At 35.3% G+C, this 19,094-nt stretch carries 18 protein-coding genes and 1 pseudogene; 10 read left to right on the top strand and 9 right to left on the bottom strand.

Annotation, left to right across the window (positions count from 1 at the left end):
• The first annotated feature begins 444 nt into the window (after positions 1 to 444).
• Positions 445 to 1,626: a NupC/NupG family nucleoside CNT transporter gene (locus tag NSS97_RS25575; protein WP_000706851.1), complete on the top strand. Its 1,182-nt coding sequence runs from the start codon at positions 445 to 447 to the stop codon at positions 1,624 to 1,626.
• 54 nt (positions 1,627 to 1,680) lie between these two features.
• On the opposite strand, the gene NSS97_RS25570 is transcribed toward NSS97_RS25575, so the two are convergent.
• The 3 genes from NSS97_RS25570 to NSS97_RS25560 form a co-directional block, all read right to left on the bottom strand.
• Positions 1,681 to 2,853, bottom strand: coding sequence for a DUF418 domain-containing protein (locus tag NSS97_RS25570; RefSeq protein ID WP_107887246.1), 1,173 nt, complete (start codon positions 2,851 to 2,853; stop codon positions 1,681 to 1,683).
• Between the two features lie 302 nt (positions 2,854 to 3,155).
• Positions 3,156 to 3,662 (bottom strand): ferritin, encoded by a 507-nt coding sequence (locus NSS97_RS25565; RefSeq protein WP_107887247.1) that lies wholly within the window; start codon positions 3,660 to 3,662, stop codon positions 3,156 to 3,158.
• Between the two features lie 53 nt (positions 3,663 to 3,715).
• On the bottom strand, positions 3,716 to 4,039 hold the full coding sequence (locus NSS97_RS25560; protein WP_002034656.1) for a MazG nucleotide pyrophosphohydrolase domain-containing protein: 324 nt from the start codon (positions 4,037 to 4,039) through the stop codon (positions 3,716 to 3,718).
• A 73-nt stretch (positions 4,040 to 4,112) separates the two neighbouring features.
• Here NSS97_RS25560 and NSS97_RS25555 point away from each other — a divergent pair, with 73 nt between their 5' ends.
• Together NSS97_RS25555 and NSS97_RS25550 are read left to right on the top strand one after the other, a co-directional pair.
• Positions 4,113 to 4,691 carry an LOG family protein gene (locus NSS97_RS25555; RefSeq protein WP_033713135.1) on the top strand — a complete coding sequence of 193 codons (579 nt, stop codon included), beginning with the start codon at positions 4,113 to 4,115 and terminating at the stop codon, positions 4,689 to 4,691.
• A gap of 368 nt (positions 4,692 to 5,059) precedes the next feature.
• Positions 5,060 to 5,563 (top strand): DinB family protein, encoded by a 504-nt coding sequence (locus NSS97_RS25550; protein ID WP_341114348.1) that lies wholly within the window; start codon positions 5,060 to 5,062, stop codon positions 5,561 to 5,563.
• A 105-nt stretch (positions 5,564 to 5,668) separates the two neighbouring features.
• Here the strand turns inward: NSS97_RS25550 and NSS97_RS25545 are convergent, their stop codons facing one another.
• The 3 genes from NSS97_RS25545 to NSS97_RS25535 all read right to left on the bottom strand — a co-directional run bounded on the left by NSS97_RS25545 (position 5,669) and on the right by NSS97_RS25535 (position 8,250).
• Positions 5,669 to 5,866: a hypothetical protein gene (locus NSS97_RS25545; RefSeq protein ID WP_000656312.1), complete on the bottom strand. Its 198-nt coding sequence runs from the start codon at positions 5,864 to 5,866 to the stop codon at positions 5,669 to 5,671.
• 270 nt (positions 5,867 to 6,136) lie between these two features.
• Positions 6,137 to 6,577, bottom strand: a complete 441-nt coding sequence (locus tag NSS97_RS25540) for a Dps family protein (RefSeq protein ID WP_002034654.1) — start codon at positions 6,575 to 6,577, stop codon at positions 6,137 to 6,139.
• A 239-nt stretch (positions 6,578 to 6,816) separates the two neighbouring features.
• Positions 6,817 to 8,250 carry an alanine/glycine:cation symporter family protein gene (locus NSS97_RS25535; RefSeq protein WP_107887248.1) on the bottom strand — a complete coding sequence of 478 codons (1,434 nt, stop codon included), beginning with the start codon at positions 8,248 to 8,250 and terminating at the stop codon, positions 6,817 to 6,819.
• A 409-nt stretch (positions 8,251 to 8,659) separates the two neighbouring features.
• Here NSS97_RS25535 and NSS97_RS25530 point away from each other — a divergent pair, with 409 nt between their 5' ends.
• From NSS97_RS25530 to NSS97_RS25500, 7 genes are all read left to right on the top strand, one after another.
• Positions 8,660 to 9,157, top strand: coding sequence for a cation:proton antiporter regulatory subunit (locus tag NSS97_RS25530; protein WP_002015988.1), 498 nt, complete (start codon positions 8,660 to 8,662; stop codon positions 9,155 to 9,157).
• A complete protein-coding gene (locus NSS97_RS25525; RefSeq protein ID WP_000380227.1) occupies positions 9,158 to 10,357 on the top strand; it encodes a cation:proton antiporter in 1,200 nt (399 codons plus the stop codon). It begins immediately after the preceding gene.
• A gap of 81 nt (positions 10,358 to 10,438) precedes the next feature.
• Complete coding sequence (locus NSS97_RS25520) at positions 10,439 to 11,032, top strand: DedA family protein (RefSeq protein WP_044439263.1); 594 nt, start codon at positions 10,439 to 10,441, stop codon at positions 11,030 to 11,032.
• Between the two features lie 136 nt (positions 11,033 to 11,168).
• Complete coding sequence (locus NSS97_RS25515; protein ID WP_002015986.1) at positions 11,169 to 11,603, top strand: DUF3920 family protein; 435 nt, start codon at positions 11,169 to 11,171, stop codon at positions 11,601 to 11,603.
• A 113-nt stretch (positions 11,604 to 11,716) separates the two neighbouring features.
• On the top strand, positions 11,717 to 12,127 hold the full coding sequence (locus NSS97_RS25510; RefSeq protein ID WP_044439261.1) for a MarR family winged helix-turn-helix transcriptional regulator: 411 nt from the start codon (positions 11,717 to 11,719) through the stop codon (positions 12,125 to 12,127).
• Positions 12,128 to 12,178: 51 nt separating this feature from the next.
• Positions 12,179 to 12,877: a pirin family protein gene (locus NSS97_RS25505; RefSeq protein WP_107887251.1), complete on the top strand. Its 699-nt coding sequence runs from the start codon at positions 12,179 to 12,181 to the stop codon at positions 12,875 to 12,877.
• Between the two features lie 206 nt (positions 12,878 to 13,083).
• Positions 13,084 to 14,733, top strand: coding sequence for a M4 family metallopeptidase (locus NSS97_RS25500; protein WP_131929177.1), 1,650 nt, complete (start codon positions 13,084 to 13,086; stop codon positions 14,731 to 14,733).
• A gap of 44 nt (positions 14,734 to 14,777) precedes the next feature.
• Here NSS97_RS25500 and NSS97_RS25495 read toward each other — a convergent pair whose 3' ends face one another.
• The 3 genes and pseudogenes from NSS97_RS25495 to NSS97_RS25485 all read right to left on the bottom strand — a co-directional run bounded on the left by NSS97_RS25495 (position 14,778) and on the right by NSS97_RS25485 (position 18,829).
• A complete protein-coding gene (locus NSS97_RS25495) occupies positions 14,778 to 15,095 on the bottom strand; it encodes a metal-sulfur cluster assembly factor (RefSeq protein ID WP_000082522.1) in 318 nt (105 codons plus the stop codon).
• A 120-nt stretch (positions 15,096 to 15,215) separates the two neighbouring features.
• A pseudogene (locus tag NSS97_RS25490) lies at positions 15,216 to 16,906 on the bottom strand (methyl-accepting chemotaxis protein).
• A 228-nt stretch (positions 16,907 to 17,134) separates the two neighbouring features.
• Positions 17,135 to 18,829, bottom strand: a complete 1,695-nt coding sequence (locus tag NSS97_RS25485; RefSeq protein ID WP_341114339.1) for a methyl-accepting chemotaxis protein — start codon at positions 18,827 to 18,829, stop codon at positions 17,135 to 17,137.
• Positions 18,830 to 19,094 lie beyond the last annotated feature (265 nt).

The following is a 19,094-nucleotide window of genomic DNA, read 5'->3' as shown; positions in this document are numbered from 1 at the left end:
CGGGCTTTTACGGGCAGTTAATCACCCACCTAACTTCTTTGTTTTCGCTGAATTTTGAGGTGGGGGTCTTACTGCCCGTTAAAGCGGGGTAAAAAAGATGGTCCTAGCTCATAGCTAGGGCTATTTTTTTATGGTAAATTTACATGAAAAAACCAATTATTTAGGAATATATTAACATATAAAAATATTTTAAAATTTATATTGCATTTCAATTAGTTAACGCTTACAATTTGATTTGTAGGTGGTATCAATTTCAGACTTTCAAGTATGGTAGGAGAGAAGAGGCTACCTTTTATAAATTGTAATTTATGTAAACGCTTACTGATTTTAGATAACAGTTGAATAATATTTAGGGGTTTTAAATTTTTTTAACATCAATGGTCAGACGTCATTCGTTATACGTTATACGACCAATAACTCGTGAGAGAAGTGGAGGATTCACATATGAAAATAGTAATGTTTCTAGTCGGTTTACTTGTAGTGTTTGTACTAGGTTTCCTTATAAGTTCAGATCGTAAGAAAATTAAATATAAGCCAATTGCACTTATGCTTGTAATTCAATTGGTACTTGCGTATTTCTTACTAAATACAAAGGTCGGATTTGTGTTAGTAAAAGGAATTGCAGATGGGTTTGGCGCTATTTTAAAATTTGCGGAAGCTGGGGTTAATTTCGTATTTGGTGGTTTAGCGAACGATGGACAAGCACCATTCTTCTTAACAGTATTATTACCAATTATTTTCTTAGCGGTATTAATCGGGATCTTACAACATATTAAAGTTTTACCGATTATCATTCGTGCAGTCGGTTTCGTATTAAGTAAAATTAACGGTTTAGGAAAACTAGAATCATATAATGCGGTGGCAGCTGCAATTGTTGGTCAAGGTGAAGTATTTATTACAGTAAAAGATCAACTAAGCAAATTACCGAAAAATCGTTTATACACACTTTGTGCATCATCAATGTCAACAGTATCAATGTCAATCGTCGGTTCTTATATGAAAATGATTGATCCGAAATATGTAGTAACAGCACTTGTACTAAACTTATTTAGTGGATTCATTATCGTTCATATCATTAATCCATATGACGTAAAAGAAGAAGACGATATTTTAGAATTACAAGAAGATAAGAAACAAACATTCTTTGAAATGTTAGGCGAATATATTATGCTTGGTTTCTCTATCGCTGTAACAGTAGCGGCGATGTTAATCGGTTTCGTAGCATTAATTACAGCAATTAACGGTGTATTCGATTCAATTTTCGGAATCACATTCCAAAGCATTTTAGGATACGTTTTCTCACCGTTAGCATTTGTAATGGGTATTCCAACATCAGAGATGCTAACAGCAGGACAAATTATGGCAACGAAATTAGTAACGAACGAATTCGTTGCAATGCTTGACCTTGGAAAAGTAGCTGGTGATTTATCAGCTCGTACAGTAGGTATTTTATCTATCTTCCTTGTATCATTTGCGAACTTCTCATCAATCGGAATTATCGCAGGTGCAACGAAGAGTATCGATGGCAAACAAGCAAACGTTGTATCTTCATTCGGATTAAAACTTGTATACGGTGCAACGTTAGTAAGTATATTATCAGCGATTATCGTTGGGGTTATGCTTTAATAAAAACAAACGAAGTCGTTTATCTCTCACTTCGGGGGATAAACGACTTTTTGTTTAACTTGCTTTATCCAAGTCCTTTTTAAACCGTGGTCTCTCTAAATAAGTTCCCAATCTCCACACATATTCCACAGGCCCCATTCGGTATTTCTGTAGCCAATAGGTACTAACGAATAATTGAATCGTATAAATTCCAATAGTTAAAAGAATACCGAAGAAATAGCCAATTTTACCGTATAAGCCAAATCCATATGCGTAAAAAATAGTTGTTGCGATAATAGATTGCGCTAAGTAATTACTAACCGACATTTTTCCCATGTTTGCCATGTATGTTAGTAAACGCGCTACCTTTTTGTAATGGAATAATAAAATAATCGTGCTTCCGTAAAAGAAGGTAATGGTTACTGGTGTAAGACTATCTTGTAACATAATTAAAATCGGATGTTTCAAGAACATGGCTAAGATTTTAATCGTAAAAGAGAAAATCCCAGTGATAAGCCATATTTTTTTGACAGCAGGTATATGTTGATCGACCTCAAATAGCCAGCCCTTTTTCCCTACATACATTCCGAGTAAGAAAAGTGGAGACATAAAAATTATTGCGAAAATTGATATGAAAACTAATCCGAATACACCGTTAATCCCCATATAATCAAAAGGATTTTCAGTCAATCTAAAGTTGACATGATCCATATAGCTTCCAGTCTCATGGACCTTATGTTCCTTTTCAGTATAAGGTGCGAAATCATCATAGGGGTTCGATGTTGATTCCGATTGGTAAGATGCGAGCATAATGAGTGCTAGTAAAATAGATGCCCAAATGAGCAACGTTTTCGGTTTTCGATTGATGAACATCATTAAGAAAATCCCGATAACCCCGTAGGCAAATAAAATATCTACCTCCCAAACAAAGGTGCCGTGAATGTAGCCTAGTAGTAAAAGAATGATAATACGTCTTATGTATGTGGGGAAGAATTTTTTTCCTTTCGCAATAATACTTTTTTGCAACAAAATAATGCTAAGACCAAATAAAAAAGAGAATAGGGACATGAAATTGTGGGTGCCGAAAAATTGAATAAACCAATTAGCACCTTCATCAAGTTTTCCAAATATGTAAGTTGGTTTTTCACTGGAAAAGAACCCAAATTGAATTAAGGTCATATTGACAAGTAAAATACCAAACAAAGCGAAACCACGGATTGCATCAACAGCTTCTACACGCTGATTCATTTTTTCTCTCCTTGTATATTATTTTATCCCGCTATTTGCGGGCAGTAAGACTCCCACCTCAAAATTCGGCGGGAGCAAAGAAGTTAGGTGGGAGTCGGGCTGCTCGTAAACGCCCGATTGGTGAGGGCTAATAATCAGTGGGGGATGAACAAAACCCCCGCTGATTAAAGTTTCACTTCATATTGAAAATAATACCGTTTTTTTACTGGTACTATGTCAAATGCAAGGAAATTTAAGGTGATTTTAAGCTAGAGAGAAAATAAAAAAATCACCTTAATACATTTATTAAGGTGATTGAAATATTACTCAGCTGGAGGCGTAAATGTACGTTTCTCTAATTCAGCATCTAGCATAAATAATGCGTTTGAATCGCTTGTAATACGTTTTAATTTTTGGATGATGCTATCGAATGAAGATTCTTCTTCTACTTGCTCATCGACGAACCATTTTAAGAATGTAATTGTTGCATGCTCACGCTCATCCCAAGCGATATCAGATAAGTGATAAATGCGCTTCGTTACTTCACGCTCGTGCTCAAGTGCTACTTCAAAAGCATTCAATACAGAATCATATTCGTTATTAGGATGATCAAATCCAGTAATAATAGCGCGCTCGCCGCGGTCATTAATGTAGTTGTAAAGCTTCATTGCGTGGAAACGCTCTTCTTCAGCTTGTACAAGGAAAAAGTTAGCGAATCCATCGTAGCTTTCCGCTGTACAGTAAGCAGCCATTGCCATATAAGCGTGGGCAGAGTAAAATTCAAAATTCATTTGTTCATTTAGTGCGTCGTGCAATTTTTTAGATAACATAAAATCCCCCTTATTATTTTGACAAGAACATTATATCACAATTGATAATGTTCTCATTTAGATGTTTCGAATCTTTTTGAAAGCTTTGTGACGTGTGTTTCCATAATGTCTTGTAAATCCAAATCATATTTTTGTGAAAGAATAATAAGATTAGATAGTACATCACCAAGTTCTTCTTTTAGTTCTTGTTTTAGCTCTTCTTGTGTTTTTGTTTGTTCATCAGGGCGATCACGACCGATTTCAATTGCGCGAACAACGCGTGAAACTTCCCCAACTTCCTCAGTTAAGAAATTTAAGCGAATAAAGGAATTGTACTGTGACCAGCTTCGTTTTTCGTAAAATTCCTCCACCCATCTTTGAAATGCGACGATATCCATTTCTTTCTCATCCCTTCAATATGTTGTACAATACCCATTGTATCATAACAATATATAGTTTCGGGGTGTAGGAATGAGAAAGATTTGTGTGTTTGCAGGTTCAAATTTAGGGGAAAGACCAGAATTTAAGGAGCAGGCAATAGAGTTAGGGAAAATGTTTGTTGAGAACGATTATGAGCTTGTATACGGCGGTTCATGCGTTGGATTAATGGGAGAAGTAGCAAACGAAGTTCTTCGTTTAGGTGGACGTGTAACAGGTGTTATGCCGCGTGGTTTATTCCGTGGTGAAATCGTTCATACAGGATTAACAGAATTAATTGAAGTAGAAACGATGCACGAACGTAAAGCAAAAATGGCAGAGCTTGCGGATGCTTTCATTGCATTACCAGGCGGATACGGAACATTTGAAGAGCTATTTGAAGTTGTATGTTGGTCACAAATTGGTATACATGATAAGCCAGTTGGTTTATTAAATATTAAAGACTTCTACGGACCAATTCTGCAAATGGTTGATCGCGCAGCGGAAGAAGGCTTTATGAACCCATCGAATAAAGAGTTAATCGTTTCAGCTGAGACGGCTGCTAAATTAATTCATGAAATACAAAATTATGAGCGTCCTGTTTTGGGGACGAAGTGGAAGCAGTTATCATAGTACATTTTTATAGTGGATTTTGGAAACACATGTCTTTTTATCGCAAAAAGACATGTGTTTTTAATTTGGTTGAATATATTGATAGCGAGATGTGAAATCGTTGGAAGAGGGGAAGTAGATGGAGGTATGTTTTGCTGACTTAAAAAAAGAACATCTGAATAAACGGTGAGTAAGGATTTATTGAGTGACATAGAATTGTTCCGTTAAAGGGTCAGATTGTGGAAGATGGCGAATGTTTTTTATGAAGTTAATAGAGGTTTTTTTAATCGTAATCAGAATAAATTTTATAGATGTAATCCTTTGGGAATTTTTAAGCAGCTATGTATCATAATCTAATCATTAAAATGAAATTTGGAGGAGAAATGAGCATGGGTCGTTCTGTATTAAAAATGTATAACTACCACTTATGGGCAAATGAAGTTATTTTAAATCGCTTAAAAGAACTACCGCAAGACATTTTCCATAAGGAAGTTAAGAGTGGTTTTTCTTCGGTGGCAAAAGTAATGTCTCACATATACCTCACAGATTTAGCCTGGCTTGAGATTATTTCTGGTAAAAGTATGAGTGATGCAATGGTACACACAAACCAATTGAAAGAACAGCTAGAAACAAAAAATATTGAGGAAATGGAAACTAGTTTTTATGAATTATCTAAACGATATAAAGAATATTTAAGTAGTCAACAAGATTATGAAAAAGTGTTTGAGGTTGATAATCCGTATGCTGGGCTCCTGGATACGACGGTTTCTGAAACAATACTACACGTCGTCACCCACGGAGCATATCACCGTGGGAATATAGCCACAATGTTGCGGCAAATGGGGCATACCTCTGTTATGCAAGATTTTGGACTATTTCTATATTCAAAATGAATTCTTTTTATTTACGATAGAATATGGGTTGTATGATGTTTTTGGGGACTGATTTTATTAGTGGTTTAAGCTTAATTATGTATTAGAGAAAAAAGGCATTCCATATTATTTTGGAATGCCTTTATCATTTTGATTACTTTGTTTTTTATACAGGTACCAGCCACCCCAACCGCCACCAATAGCTACAACAACGAGGAAAGCATAGTCTTTAACCTCGACACGTATGTTGAAAATATTAGCTATGAGTAAGAGAATCCCAACTGTTATTAACGCAAAAAATGCTCTAATTAAGTAGTCTTTCAACTGAACCACTCCCGTCATTTAAGTAGTAAATGATGAACTTGGACAAGCTTTTTGGATCTAATTACTAAAGGGTGTTTCCTATATTTTAACATAAAAGAGATTGTAATATATTGATAAAAATAGTGGAGGGGAGGGAGGCTAATATTGTCGTGATTTGTCGGTAAGTCGATATAATTGGAAAATCGCTGATATAAATTTCATGTACTAATATGCATGACAACCCCATAGAAAAAAAGCGACTCTGAACGAGCCGCTTCTGCTTTTAATCTATTATTGATTCAAGAATGCACGTAGCATCCAAGCGTGTTTTTCTAGTTCTGTGTAGATGCCTAGTAGTAGGTCAGATGTCATTTCGTCGTCAGATTCTTGAGCGATTACCATGCCTTTTTTCAGTTCAGTTAGCATCATTTCGTAGTCTTTCATGATTGCTTCGACCATCCCTTCTGCAGTTTCTCCGTAAGCTGCTTCTTGAATAGAAGATAGTTCTAAGTATTCTTTCATTGTTGCTACTGGTTTGCCGCCAATTGCTAAAATGCGTTCTGCGATTTCATCGATGTGAGTAGCTGATTCTGTGTAAAGCTCTTCAAATTTTTCATGTAGTGTGAAGAATTGAGGTCCTTTTACGTACCAATGGAAGTTGTGTAGTTTTGTAAATAAAACGCTCCAGTTTGCTACTTGTTTGTTTAATGCTTCGATTACTTGTGTATTCATTATGATCAATCTCCTCTTGAGTTATTATTTTATATGAATTACTAATTTATAATTATTATAATCTAGTAATTTGTATAAATCAACCCTTTTGCTGGAATTAATTTGAACAAATTATGAACTGTTGTAAATAAAAAATCCCTATTACTATGAAGTAATAGGGATTTTTTATTATATAGCTTCAGCGGCTAGAATATTCGGTGGCTTCGCTTTTTCCTGCGAGCCTCTTCCGCTTTTAGTTGTTATCCAACTTGTTTCTTCTCTTCTAAATCTTGCCCATCCCAACACTCTGTATTTTTTAAGCCAGGGATAGAACTTGCGACGAAAACAGGATCTTTTCCTTGTTTCTTTTGTTTAATATAGTCTACTAATGCCGCATAGGCGAACTTGCTAAGGAATGAGATGGCAATTAAGTTTGTGAATACCATTAGTCCCATAAAGAAATCAGCTAAACTCCAAACTGTTTGAAGGGCAGCGATAGATCCGAAGAACACCATTCCGACAACTGCAACACGATAAATCAGTAACCATGTTTTGCTTTCTTTAATGAATGCGATGTTTGTTTCACCATAATAGTAGTTTCCTAGTAAAGAACTGAAAGCGAATAGGAAAATAATAATCGCTAAGAAAGTGCTTGCCCACGGTCCAATTTGTGAACTTAATGCTTGTTGTGTTAATTCAATACCTTCTAAATTCGATCCTTTGTAAAGTCCAGAACATAATACGATAAACGCTGTTGATGTACATACTAAGAATGTATCTACGAAAACACCTAATGCTTGAACAAGTCCTTGTTTTACAGGGTGAGATACATCTGATGTTGCTGCTGCATTAGGAGAGCTACCCATACCTGCTTCTGTCGCGAATAAACCGCGCTGAATTCCGAATTTGATTGCTGCTCCAATACCACCAGCGATAGCTTGGTCTAAACCAAATGCGCTGTTAAATATTTCTGTAAAAATGCTTGGTAACATAGTGAAGTTGTTAATTACGACAAAAACAGCTACGCCGATATAAATGATTGCCATTGGAGGAACAATCATTTCTGTAATACGTGAAATGCTCTTGATACCACCAAAAATAATAACTGCAACTAATAAAGCTAATAGAGCTCCTACGATCGTTCGCTCTAGTCCAAAAGCATTTTCAAATGCTATTGTTACCGTGTTTGCTTGTACAGAATTGAAAATTAATCCGTACGCAACTGTAATAAGAAGCGAAAACCAAACACCCATCCAGCGTTTGTTTAACCCTTTTTCCATGTAATACGCTGGTCCACCACGGAATCTGCTTCCATCTTTTACTTTATAAATTTGCGCGAGCGTACATTCTACGAAACTAGTAGCTGCTCCAAGGATAGCGATAAACCACATCCAAAATATTGCGCCAGGTCCACCCATTGAAATGGCTAATGCTACACCAGCTAAGTTCCCGATACCAATACGTGCAGCTGCACTTAAGCAAAATGCTTGGAATGGAGAGACGCTATCTTTTTTCTTTTCTTTTCGATTGAACCCTTTACTAATTAAACTGACCATTTCACCGAAATGAGTAATTTGGACAAATTTTAATTTAAAAGAGAAATAAAGACCGAAGCCGATTAGCATTGCAATAAGAATATATGACCATAAAATATTATTCGTTACCTCAAGGAATCTGCTAAAGATATCAACCATATAATACACTTCCTTTTTTTCGTAATAAGAAAATTATATGCAAAAAATATACTAGAATCAATTTTTCTAAAAAATCATGTTACTTAAATACGTTTTGTGTTATGATTATGTTACATCGTAATATTTTTAGAATTATTTACATTTTAAAAAACTAAATTTAAAGCGAAAAAGAGGGGATAATTTGAAAGAAGAATCTTTATTGAAAGTAAGTCTTAAGAGTTTGAAAATAAGAAGTAATTTATTTTTTATCGTTACATCTTTAAGTATCTTTTTAGGAGCCACTTATTATTACAATAAAAGATTTCCAAGTCATAGGTATCCTGAATGGTTAGAATTTCTAAAATTGATTGGATGAATAAAAGACAGAAAAACAGAAAATTAAAATAAAGAAGTTATGGAGGAGCTAAATATGAATATTAGAGAAAGTGAACTTCCGGGTATTGGTTATAAATTTCAAATCGTTACGAAAGGTAACGAAAAGATGGTGATTGTCATTCATGATGATGGGCGTAGAGAAATGTATCATTTTGATTCAGATCATGAAGAAAGTCTATCAAGTATTTCATTACGTGACTCAGAGGCGAGACAAATTGCAGCAATATTAGGTGGAATGGTATACAAACCTAGGGCATTAGAAAATGTTGAGATGGTCTTTGAAGGTTTAGCAATTGAGTGGTTTAAAGTGGAGAATGCAGCTCCGGCAATCGGAAAAACAATTGGCGACCTTGAAATAAGAAAAACATATAGCGTAACGATAATTGCAGTTATGAAAAAGAATATGAAAAAGCTATTTAATCCAGGTCCAGACACGGTGATTGAAGAAGGAGATATGCTTGTAGTTTCTGGTGAGAGAGAAGAAATTAAAAAGATTATTAATGAATTACTTTCGAATAGGGGGACTGACTAGATGGATACTTTAATTTTTGAAGTTGGTACAGCTTTAGTTTTAGTAGCAATTGCGGCGGTAATTGCTGGAAAGTTTAAATTCTCAGTAATTCCTTTTCTAATCGTTCTTGGCATGTTAGTAGGTCCGCACGCGCCGACAATAGGTGTTATCGATCTCAAATTTATTGAAAGTGCAAGTGTGATATCCTTCCTTGGAAGGATTGGTGTTCTGTTCCTTCTTTTCTATCTGGGATTAGAGTTTTCGATGAAAAAACTAATTAAATCTGGACGTTCTATCGCGATTGGCGGAACAATCTATATTTTGATTAACTTTTCACTAGGATTATTATATGGATTTATAATGGGATTCCCGTTACTCGAAATCTTAATTATTGCGGGTATTATTACGATTTCTTCTAGTGCTATCGTTGCAAAGGTATTAGTTGATTTAAGAAGAACTGGTAATAATGAAACCGAATTAATTTTAGGAATTATTATGTTTGAAGATATATTCCTTGCTGTATATTTATCAGTAGTTTCTGGCTTAGTTCTTGGGGATCACGCTTCCTTCTTAGGTGCCCTTACTTCAATTGGAATTGCTTTAGGATATATGCTTCTATTCTTTATTGTGGCTAGAAAAGCAACGCCGTTATTAAATAGATTGCTCAATATTAGTTCAGATGAAATCTTTATTATTGTGGTATTTGCTTCGTTGTTCTTTATTGCAGGTTTCTCAGAAACAATTCACGTTGCAGAAGCAATCGGGGCACTTCTTTTAGGGTTAGTTTTCTCTGAGACAGAGCATAGTGATCGAATTGAACATCTTGTTGTTCCATTTAGAGACTTCTTCGGAGCTATTTTCTTCTTCAGTTTCGGATTAAGTATCGATCCGTTTTCATTAGGCGGGGCGATATGGTTAACGTTAGGTGCTGTCCTTCTTACAATCGTCGGAAACTTTGTTGCAGGGATGATTGCAGGAAGACAAGCTGGATTATCTCATAAAGCATCAACAAATATTGGATTAACAATCGTTTCAAGAGGAGAATTCTCCATCATTATGGCTAATATCGGCATCGCCGGTGGTTTAATGTCAGTACTGAAACCATTCTCAGCACTATACGTGCTTATACTATCGATCTTAGGTCCACTTCTGACGAAAGAGTCAAAGAATGTATATAAATTTTTAAATAAAATCTTTAAGTGGGATACGAAGACTAGATAAATTTTGAAAAAATAAGAGTACAAGATATTTACTGCTTGTACTTTTATTTTTTGCAATGAAAACAGTAAAGAGAGGTAAATGATGTTAGGAGAGTTGATTCATTCAGTTTTAGTTTTTCTAGAAGGACTTGGTTATTGGGGAATTATGCTGGGATTAATGATAGAGGTTATCCCAAGTGAAATCGTATTATCTTATGCAGGTTATTTAGTATCAACAGGAAGCATTACATTTTGGGGGGCTGTCGCGTTCGGTACAATTGGTGGTGTAATCGCACAACTATTCATTTATTGGATCGGTCGATACGGAGGAAGACCTGTTCTTGAGCGATATGGAAAATATATTTTGATTCAGAAGAAACATATTGATTATGCTGAAGCGTGGTTTAATCGTTACGGAACTGGTGTTATTTTTACAGCGCGTTTTATTCCTGTTGTGCGGCATGCTATTTCGATACCAGCGGGTATTGCGAAAATGTCACATGCTAAGTTTATTACGCTAACTACACTAGCTGTTATTCCATGGTCAATTGTATTTGTATATTTAGGTTTTAAATTAGGAACAGAGTGGGAAAGTATTAATAAAGTAGCTGGGCCATATGTGAAATACTTTGCACTTGCTGCTATTGTTTGTGCAATTGGTTATTTTATATTTAAAAAAATGATGAAAAAAAAGTGATTACGGAAAAAGAATCTATGCTGACATAGATTCTTTTTTATCGTCATTTTTTAAAGGATGAAAGTGTATGTTTAATATTTACCATATTGTGGCATATATATAGGAAAAGGGAGTTTAGGAAGGGGATTATTGAGAAATGGAACTCCAGTTTCAAAATGTATATCAACAAGTTGAGAATTGGTATGTGTTGGATTCGGAGCTTCCTTGGGATGTCAAAAAGTTAAGAAATGATTTGTTTTCTCTTATTGAAGTAAGTGCAACGCCAGTTATTTTTTGTGATACGTGTGATGCGAATCATGTACTTTTATCATTAGGAGAAGAAGAAGAGGAGTTTTTATTCCCAGTAGGTGGTTTTTATCATAAAGAAAAACAATTAATTTTCGTTTGTATGTGGGAAGAGTATGAGCAAGTGCTCAAAACGCTATTGCATGAATTCAGGCATGCGATGCAGCATAAGGACGATGTACTATATGTTGGAAATGAACTATACGAAGAAAGATGGATTGAGAAAGATGCGAGGCATTTCGCGGAGAGGAAGCTAGATGAATATAAAAATAGAAATTTAATCTGAAGCATAGTGGAGGAAAATCACTGTGCTTTTATTTGTTGCTAATTAAAAATAAGTAGTTGACCTTTAATAAGTTTAGTTCTAAACTAATAGTATCAAATGAGCGAGGTGATGGAATGAAAGCAGAGGAAAGACTTGGATTAATATTATGGTTTCGTTTATCACGCTTTTATAATAGAAGTATTCGTGAGACGAATCAGCATTTGAAAAAGTGGAATGTATCTGCCGCTCAGTTTGATGTATTAGTTCAAATTGGAGGACACGATCGTTTAACGCAGCAAGAACTTGGAAATAAGTTGTTTGTTACGAAAGGAAATGTTACTCAACTTTTAAATAAGATGGAGCAACTAGATTGGATTCAGCGTGAACAAGAAGGTACCACGAAATATATTTCATTAACAGAAGAGGGAAAGGTTCTATATGAAGAAATAGTCCCGCCGCAAGAAACATTTCAAGCAGAACAATTTGATAAGTTAAATAGAGAAGAACAAAAACAATTATTAGAATTACTGAAGAAGTTGCAGTGATAAAAATTAAAAATAATTATCTCGATTTCGAGATAATATGAGGTGAAGGATATGTTTAGAAAAGTTGATCATAAAAATATGGGAAGAGCAAATCACGGGTGGTTAAATACACATTTTCATTTTTCCTTTGCAAATTATTATAATCCAAACAACATGAATTTTGGAGCAGTACGTGTTATGAATGATGATTTAATAGCGCCACAAACTGGTTTTGATATGCATCCGCACCGTGATATGGAGATTATCTCTTACGTTATAGATGGTGAATTAACACATGAAGATAGTATGGGGAACCGCGGGACAATTGAGCGTGGGCATGTTCAATATATGAGTGCAGGTACTGGTGTATTTCACAGTGAGCATAACTTAGGAAGTGAAACATTACGTTTATTGCAAATTTGGATTTTACCAGACCGCGACGGTCATAAACCAAACTATGGTGAGTTTAAATTTGATTGGAGTAAACGTGAAAATGAGTGGTTCCATATGGTATCTCCTTCTGATGGAGATGCACCAATTCATATTCATCAAGATGCAAATTTATATTCTTTATCATTAGAAGCTGGTAAAGAAATTCATTTTCCTGTTAAAGAAGGACGTCAATTGTACCTTGTACAAATTGAAGGTAGCAGCGTTGTAAACGGTGAAACACTTGGAATGCGTGATGCAGCCGAGGCTGTAGAAGAAGATATTCGTATTCAAGCGAAAGAAAACTCTCACTACTTAGCGATTGAAATGAAAATGGAATAAAGTGAAACTTTAACCCATGGCGGTTTTAAGTATGTGAATAGCGAGATGAAAAGTTATAGGAAAAAGGATATCGGAAACGATATCCTTTTTTGTGTGAGTTAAATTAACAGAAAAAACTTTCTCAATTTTTGGAAGAAGGTATCAGGAAAGTTATTCAGAATTTTATAAGAGTGTTAAAAACTTTTAGGGAAATGGGGAGTGTTAGATTGAAAAAGCAAGTAATTTCATCAGCATTAGCATTAACTGTTATCGCAAGTGGGTTTGGGGCATTTGGAGCAACTACGACGAAAGCAGAAGAGCAAAAAATCCAGTATCACCAAGAGTTTAAAACACCAGCTTACATAGGTGAAGAATGGAAAGCGCCGGAAGGACTAGATAAAAAAGAGACGGTCTTTCAATATTTAGAGAGTAAAAAGGATATGTTTAAACTAGCGGGAAATATTGACAAACATTTCAATATCGTTGGCGAAGAAAAAGATGCTGATTCTGGTACAACACATGTGAAGTTAGTTGAGAAGCATAATAACATTCCTGTGTATGGTTCAGATCAAACAGTTACGCTTGATAAAGAGAATAATGTAAAAGCATTTTTCGGACAAGTTATTCCGAATTTAGATAATAAAAATATTCCTGCATCTGCAAGTATTAGTGCGGAACAAGCAGAAACGATTGCAAAAGCTAATATTGAGAAAGAAATTGGCAAAGTAAAGAATTATGATGGTGTGAAAAAAGATTTATATGTGTATGAAAAAGATGGTCAATACTATCTTGCATATCTTGTAAAAGCGTCGGTTTCGAAACCAGCTCCAGGATATTGGCATTACTTTGTTGATGCAACAAATGGAAATGTTATTGAGAAATATAATGCTGTAGATAACATTACTGGATTTGGTTACGGAGTATTAGGTGCTAGACAATCATTTGAAATTGCTCAAGATACGAAAACAGGAGCGTTCAACTTATTTGATGGTAAACGAGGACAAGGTGTCCATACATTTGATGCAGAGAATATGGATGAAAACTGGTTTAATTTATTCTCACAAATTCTTGGATATACAGGAGAAGAAGTTGTAAGTAAATCTAAGTTCTTCGAGGATAAAGCGGCAGTTGATGCGCATGTGAATGCAGGAAAAGTATATGATTATTATAAAAAGACATTTAACCGTAACTCTTTCGATGATAAAGGTGCGAGACTTATTTCTACTGTTCACGTAGGTGAATCTTGGAATAACGCAGCTTGGAACGGTGTTCAGATGATGTATGGTGATGGCGATGGTAAGACATTCATTCCATTATCTGCTGGACTAGATGTTATCGGTCACGAATTAACGCATGCTGTAACTGAACATACAGCAAACCTTGTATATAAAAATGAATCAGGAGCGTTAAATGAATCGTTATCTGATATTATGGGCGTCATGGTTGAGAAGAAGAGCTGGGATTTAGGTGCTGATATTTATACACCTGGTAAACCTGGAGATGCACTTCGTTCTCTAAAGGATCCAGCATCTATTCCAAACCCATTAAAACCAGGTGAAGGTTACCCAGATCACTATAATAAACGTTATACTGGAACAGCTGATAATGGCGGCGTTCATATTAACAGTAGTATTAACAATAAGGCGGCGTATTTAGTGTCTGAGGGCGGCACGCATTACAATGTGAAAGTAACTGGAGTGGGCCGTGAAGCGACAGAAAAAATTTACTATCGTGCTCTTACAAAATATTTAACTGCAAACTCTGATTTCAAAATGATGCGCCAAGCTGCACTTCAATCAGCAGAAGATTTATTCGGTAAAAACTCTAAAGAGGTACAAGCTGTAACGAAAGCTTATGACGCTGTAGGAGTAAAATAATAAGAGAAAAAAGACCTGACTGGATTGTCAGGTCTTTTCCTTATTTAATCACGAATACCTAGTGCGATTTTCGCCATACGCGACATACGTTCTTTCGTCCATGGCGGATTCCATACAACGTTTACTTCTATTTCATTTACTTCAGGTACGTTCGTTGATAATACTTTTTTAACGTCTGATACGATTTGGCCAGCCATTGGACAACCGATAGAAGTCATCGTCATTGTAATGACAGCATTATTATTTTCATCTGCTGTAACGTCATAAACTAATCCAAGATTGATAATATCAACACCTAGCTCAGGGTCAATAACAGCTTCTAAGTTTGCATATAACTTTTCTTCAAATGCTTGTTGTGACATGTGTAGCACCCCCTAAATATTAATGATATCGGTTCTCATTATAACGGATATGCGGGATAAGTGCAGGAAATGAGCTCAAAAAAATATTCCTCCCTGAGAGAGGAATATTTTTTTGAAAAGCTATTCAGTTTTAAAATGAGATACAAGCTGATCTAATTCTTCAACTGTTTGTTTCATTTGTTTTGCAGTGAGAGTCATTTCATTCATCACGATGACTTTCTGTTCAGCAGATTGTGCCGTTGCGGCTGTTTCACTAGATACTTCATTTGAAATAGAAGCGATGTTATTAAGTGAAGCGTTCATTTCTTCAGCGCTTGCAGCCATTTCTTCAGCAGTTGCTGATATATCTTGGATTTGAGTAGACACTGTATTCACTTGACCGACGATTGTTGTGAAGGAAGAGCCCGCTTCACGAATGACGTTAATACCTTCAAATGCTTCAGAACGCCCTTGAGACATTATAGAGCTAGCAGTTTCAGTATCATTTTGAATTTGGTGCAGCAATTGGTTAATATCTGTTGCTGCTGTTTTTGATTGTTCAGCAAGTTTACGAACTTCATCAGCTACGACACAAATCCTTTTCCTTGTTCACCGGCACGAGCAGCTTCAATAGAAGCATTTAAAGCAAGTAGATTTGTTTGTTCAGCGATATTAGAAATAGATTGTACAGCTGTATCAATATATTTTGTATGAGTGATTAGACGTTCGACTACTTCTGATGTAGAATTCACAGCTTCGTGTATCGTGGTCATTTGTGAAATAGATTTTTGGATTACAGTACTTCCGTCGTTAGCGTGTTCTGACGTGGCTACAGCTAGTTCGGCTACAGACGAAGCTGATTCTGCAATACGTTGAACACTTATTGCCATATCATCCATCGCAGTCGAGCTTTCTTCCATACTAGAAGTTTGCGATTGAATACTTGAATTTAAGTTGGACATCGAGCTTTGAACTCTTATTGTTGCCTCGCGTGATGTATTAGTCTTTTCTAGCATATTTTCAGAAGCTGTTTGTACTTCTACAGATGTTTTTTGAACACGATTAATGATATGCTGCAAGTTTTCTAACATTTTATTAAATGATGTGGCAATAGCACCGATTTCATCATTGCTATTTACTTGTAGACGGGCTGTTAAGTCGCCTTCTTGAGAGGCTAATTCTTTTAGTTTAGTATCAATTTGTTGAATTGGTTTTACAAGCTTACCAGAGAACCACCATGCAAGAATAATTGCAGTTACAATACAAATAACAAGTGATAAGAAGACAACATATTCAATTCGTAGTGAAGATTGATCAATTTTTTCAATAGATTGTTCACGTAATTTAGCTTGTTCATTACTGTAATTTGTGAAATCACCGATTACTTTATAAACAGTGCCATTCTCTGTAGAAGCTACTTGTAAAGCTTCTTCCCATTTTTGTTCTTTTGCAAGAGTGAATACTTTCTCTTCAATGAACTTTCTCCAAGTGGATCCTAATTCCATTGTGCTTTTCACGGACTGAGAAGTGTTAGGGTTAGAAAGAAGTCGCCCTTTTGTATCTTCAAGACGTTTACTCATCTCATTAAACTTGTCTAATTCGACTTGATCATGTTGTAGTAAATAACCTCTTAAAGCAGAAAGTTGTACTTGATAAGCGTCTCCGCGCTCTTTCAATTCTGTTGCAAGAGGAGAAATTTCTTTTTGTAATGTTTCAGCTTTATGAGACTGATCCGTGGTAAAGAATAAAATAAAAGCTAAGGCGATGCCGAATAAAGCGCAAATCATTCCCATCATGAACATTAGTTTTTTTCGAATGCTAATAAAATTCATATGATAAAAATCCTCCTTGTAAAATCTTAGTATTAGAATTAATTAATTAATGTAAAAAATTGAAAGAAAGCTTTACTCCATCTGGAATAAAGCTTTCTTCTTTCCTTTAGGAATTATAGCAGACAGAATGGGAGATAGAAAGAGATATTTTAGCGTGAAAAAAGAGAGACTCTAAATCGCTCTTTCTAACAATTTAGAGTTCGTAGAAGTATAAATGAAATTTTCATTTTAACTATTTGTTTTGAAATGAGAAACGAGCACTTCAAGTTTTTGCACAATTGTTTTCATTTCTGATGATTTTTTAGCAACGACACTCATTTTGTTTACTTGGTCACCAGCTGAAGTTGCTGTTTTCGATGTTTCGGCAGCAACTTCATTTGAAATAGAAGCGATATTATTTAAAGCTGCATTCATTTCTTCAGAACTTGCGGCCATTTCTTCAGCAGTTGCAGACATTTCTTGTATTTGTGTAGAGAAATTGTTAATGTGATTAACAATTTCTGAGAATGAAGATCCAGCGGTACGAATGACTGTAATTCCTTCAGAAGCTTCTGACTGACCTTGTGTCATCATGTCATTTGCTATTTTTGTGTCCGCTTGAATTTGATGAAGTAAATGGTTAATGTCATTTGCTGCTAGCTGAGATTGTTCAGCAAGTTTCCGTACTTCATCGGCAACAACAGCGAATCCTTTTCCATGTTCACCAGCACGGGCCGCTTCAATAGAAGCATTTAAAGCGAGCAAATTCGTCTGCTCGGCAATATTAGAAATAGATTGAAGTGCAGTATCAATATGATTCGTATGTGTAATGAGTCGCTCTACCACTTGTGATGTAGCGTTAACAGCTTCGTTAATTGTATGCATTTGTGTAATAGATTTTTCAATGACTTTATTTCCATCATCTGCTTTTTCAGAAGTTGTAACAGCTAGGCTAGCGGCAGAAGAGGCAGCTTGTGCAATGCGCTGAACACTCGTTGCCATATCATCCATTGCGGTTGAACTTTCTTCAATGCTAGAAACTTGTGAACGAATATTGTGCTCAAGAGCATTCATAGTCTCTTTAGTTTTTGCGGTATTTTCCATAGAAGCAGTTGTTTCGATAAATACATTTTCAGAAGCTTCTTTTACACTTGTTGATGTTTGTTGAACTTGCTTTATTATACGCTGTAAGTTAGCAAGCATTTGATTAAAGGAATTTGCGATGTCACCAATTTCATCTTTACTCGTTACGTGTAATCTAGCGGTTAAATCGCCATCTTGAGAAGCTAATTCTTTTAACTTCGCATCAATTTGTCGAATCGGTTTAACGAGTTTACCAGAGAACCACCATGCCAATAGAATAGACGTTAATGTACATGTAATGAGTGAGAAGAAAATAATATATTGAATAAGGGATGAAGAAGACTCTACGTCAGCAATTAATACGTCCCGTTTGTCATTTTCTTCATTTGCATATTTAGTAAAACGACTTAAAAGGTCATTTACATAATCTGTTTGAGCAAGAGCAATTTTGGATGCTTCATCCCATTTTCCTTCCCGTGCAAGAGGGAGGACTTCATTATCTACGACGCTGCGCCATTTTGCTCCCATTAAAATGGCCTCTTTCATTCCTTCTGGGAGTTTTTTATCACTTGTTACTTTCTCCCTAGTATCAGCTAGTTTTTTTCCTTCTCGGTTGAATTTATCCAATCCTTTTTGGTCATGTGATAGTAAATATTCTTGTAAACCAGCGACCTGCGCTTGGAACCAATCGCCACGTTCTTTTAAAATCGTTGCTCTTTTTGATACATCATTTTTTAATGTTTCGATTTCACTTGCTTGGCTCATGGCGAACGAAAGAATAACAATAAGAGCAATGCTAAATAAAGAAGAAATGCTTAAGAGTGTGAACAGAAGTTTTTTTCGAATACTAATATATTTCATCGTTACCCCTACCTTTTTGAAACTGTTTATTATGATTTATAAATATAAAAAACGGAATTAATAAAAACATTATTATGAAGTTATTAATCTGTTCAGTGAAAATTATAGCAGATAATGGAATATGGCAGATTAATGTGAGTAAATGTTCTTAAAATGTATACATTTGTATATCAAAAAATTCATAAATAAAAATCAGAAATGGTATTGTAATTTGAAATAACATCCTGTATACTTCTAATTAGTTGATAACGATTATCACTATCAA

The organism is Bacillus sp. FSL R12-0074 (genome assembly GCF_038005725.1).
Taxonomy (GTDB): Bacteria; Bacillota; Bacilli; order Bacillales; family Bacillaceae_G; genus Bacillus_A; species Bacillus_A mycoides.
Note: the sequence above shows the minus strand (reverse complement) of the source record. Positions and strands in the feature narration are given on the sequence as shown.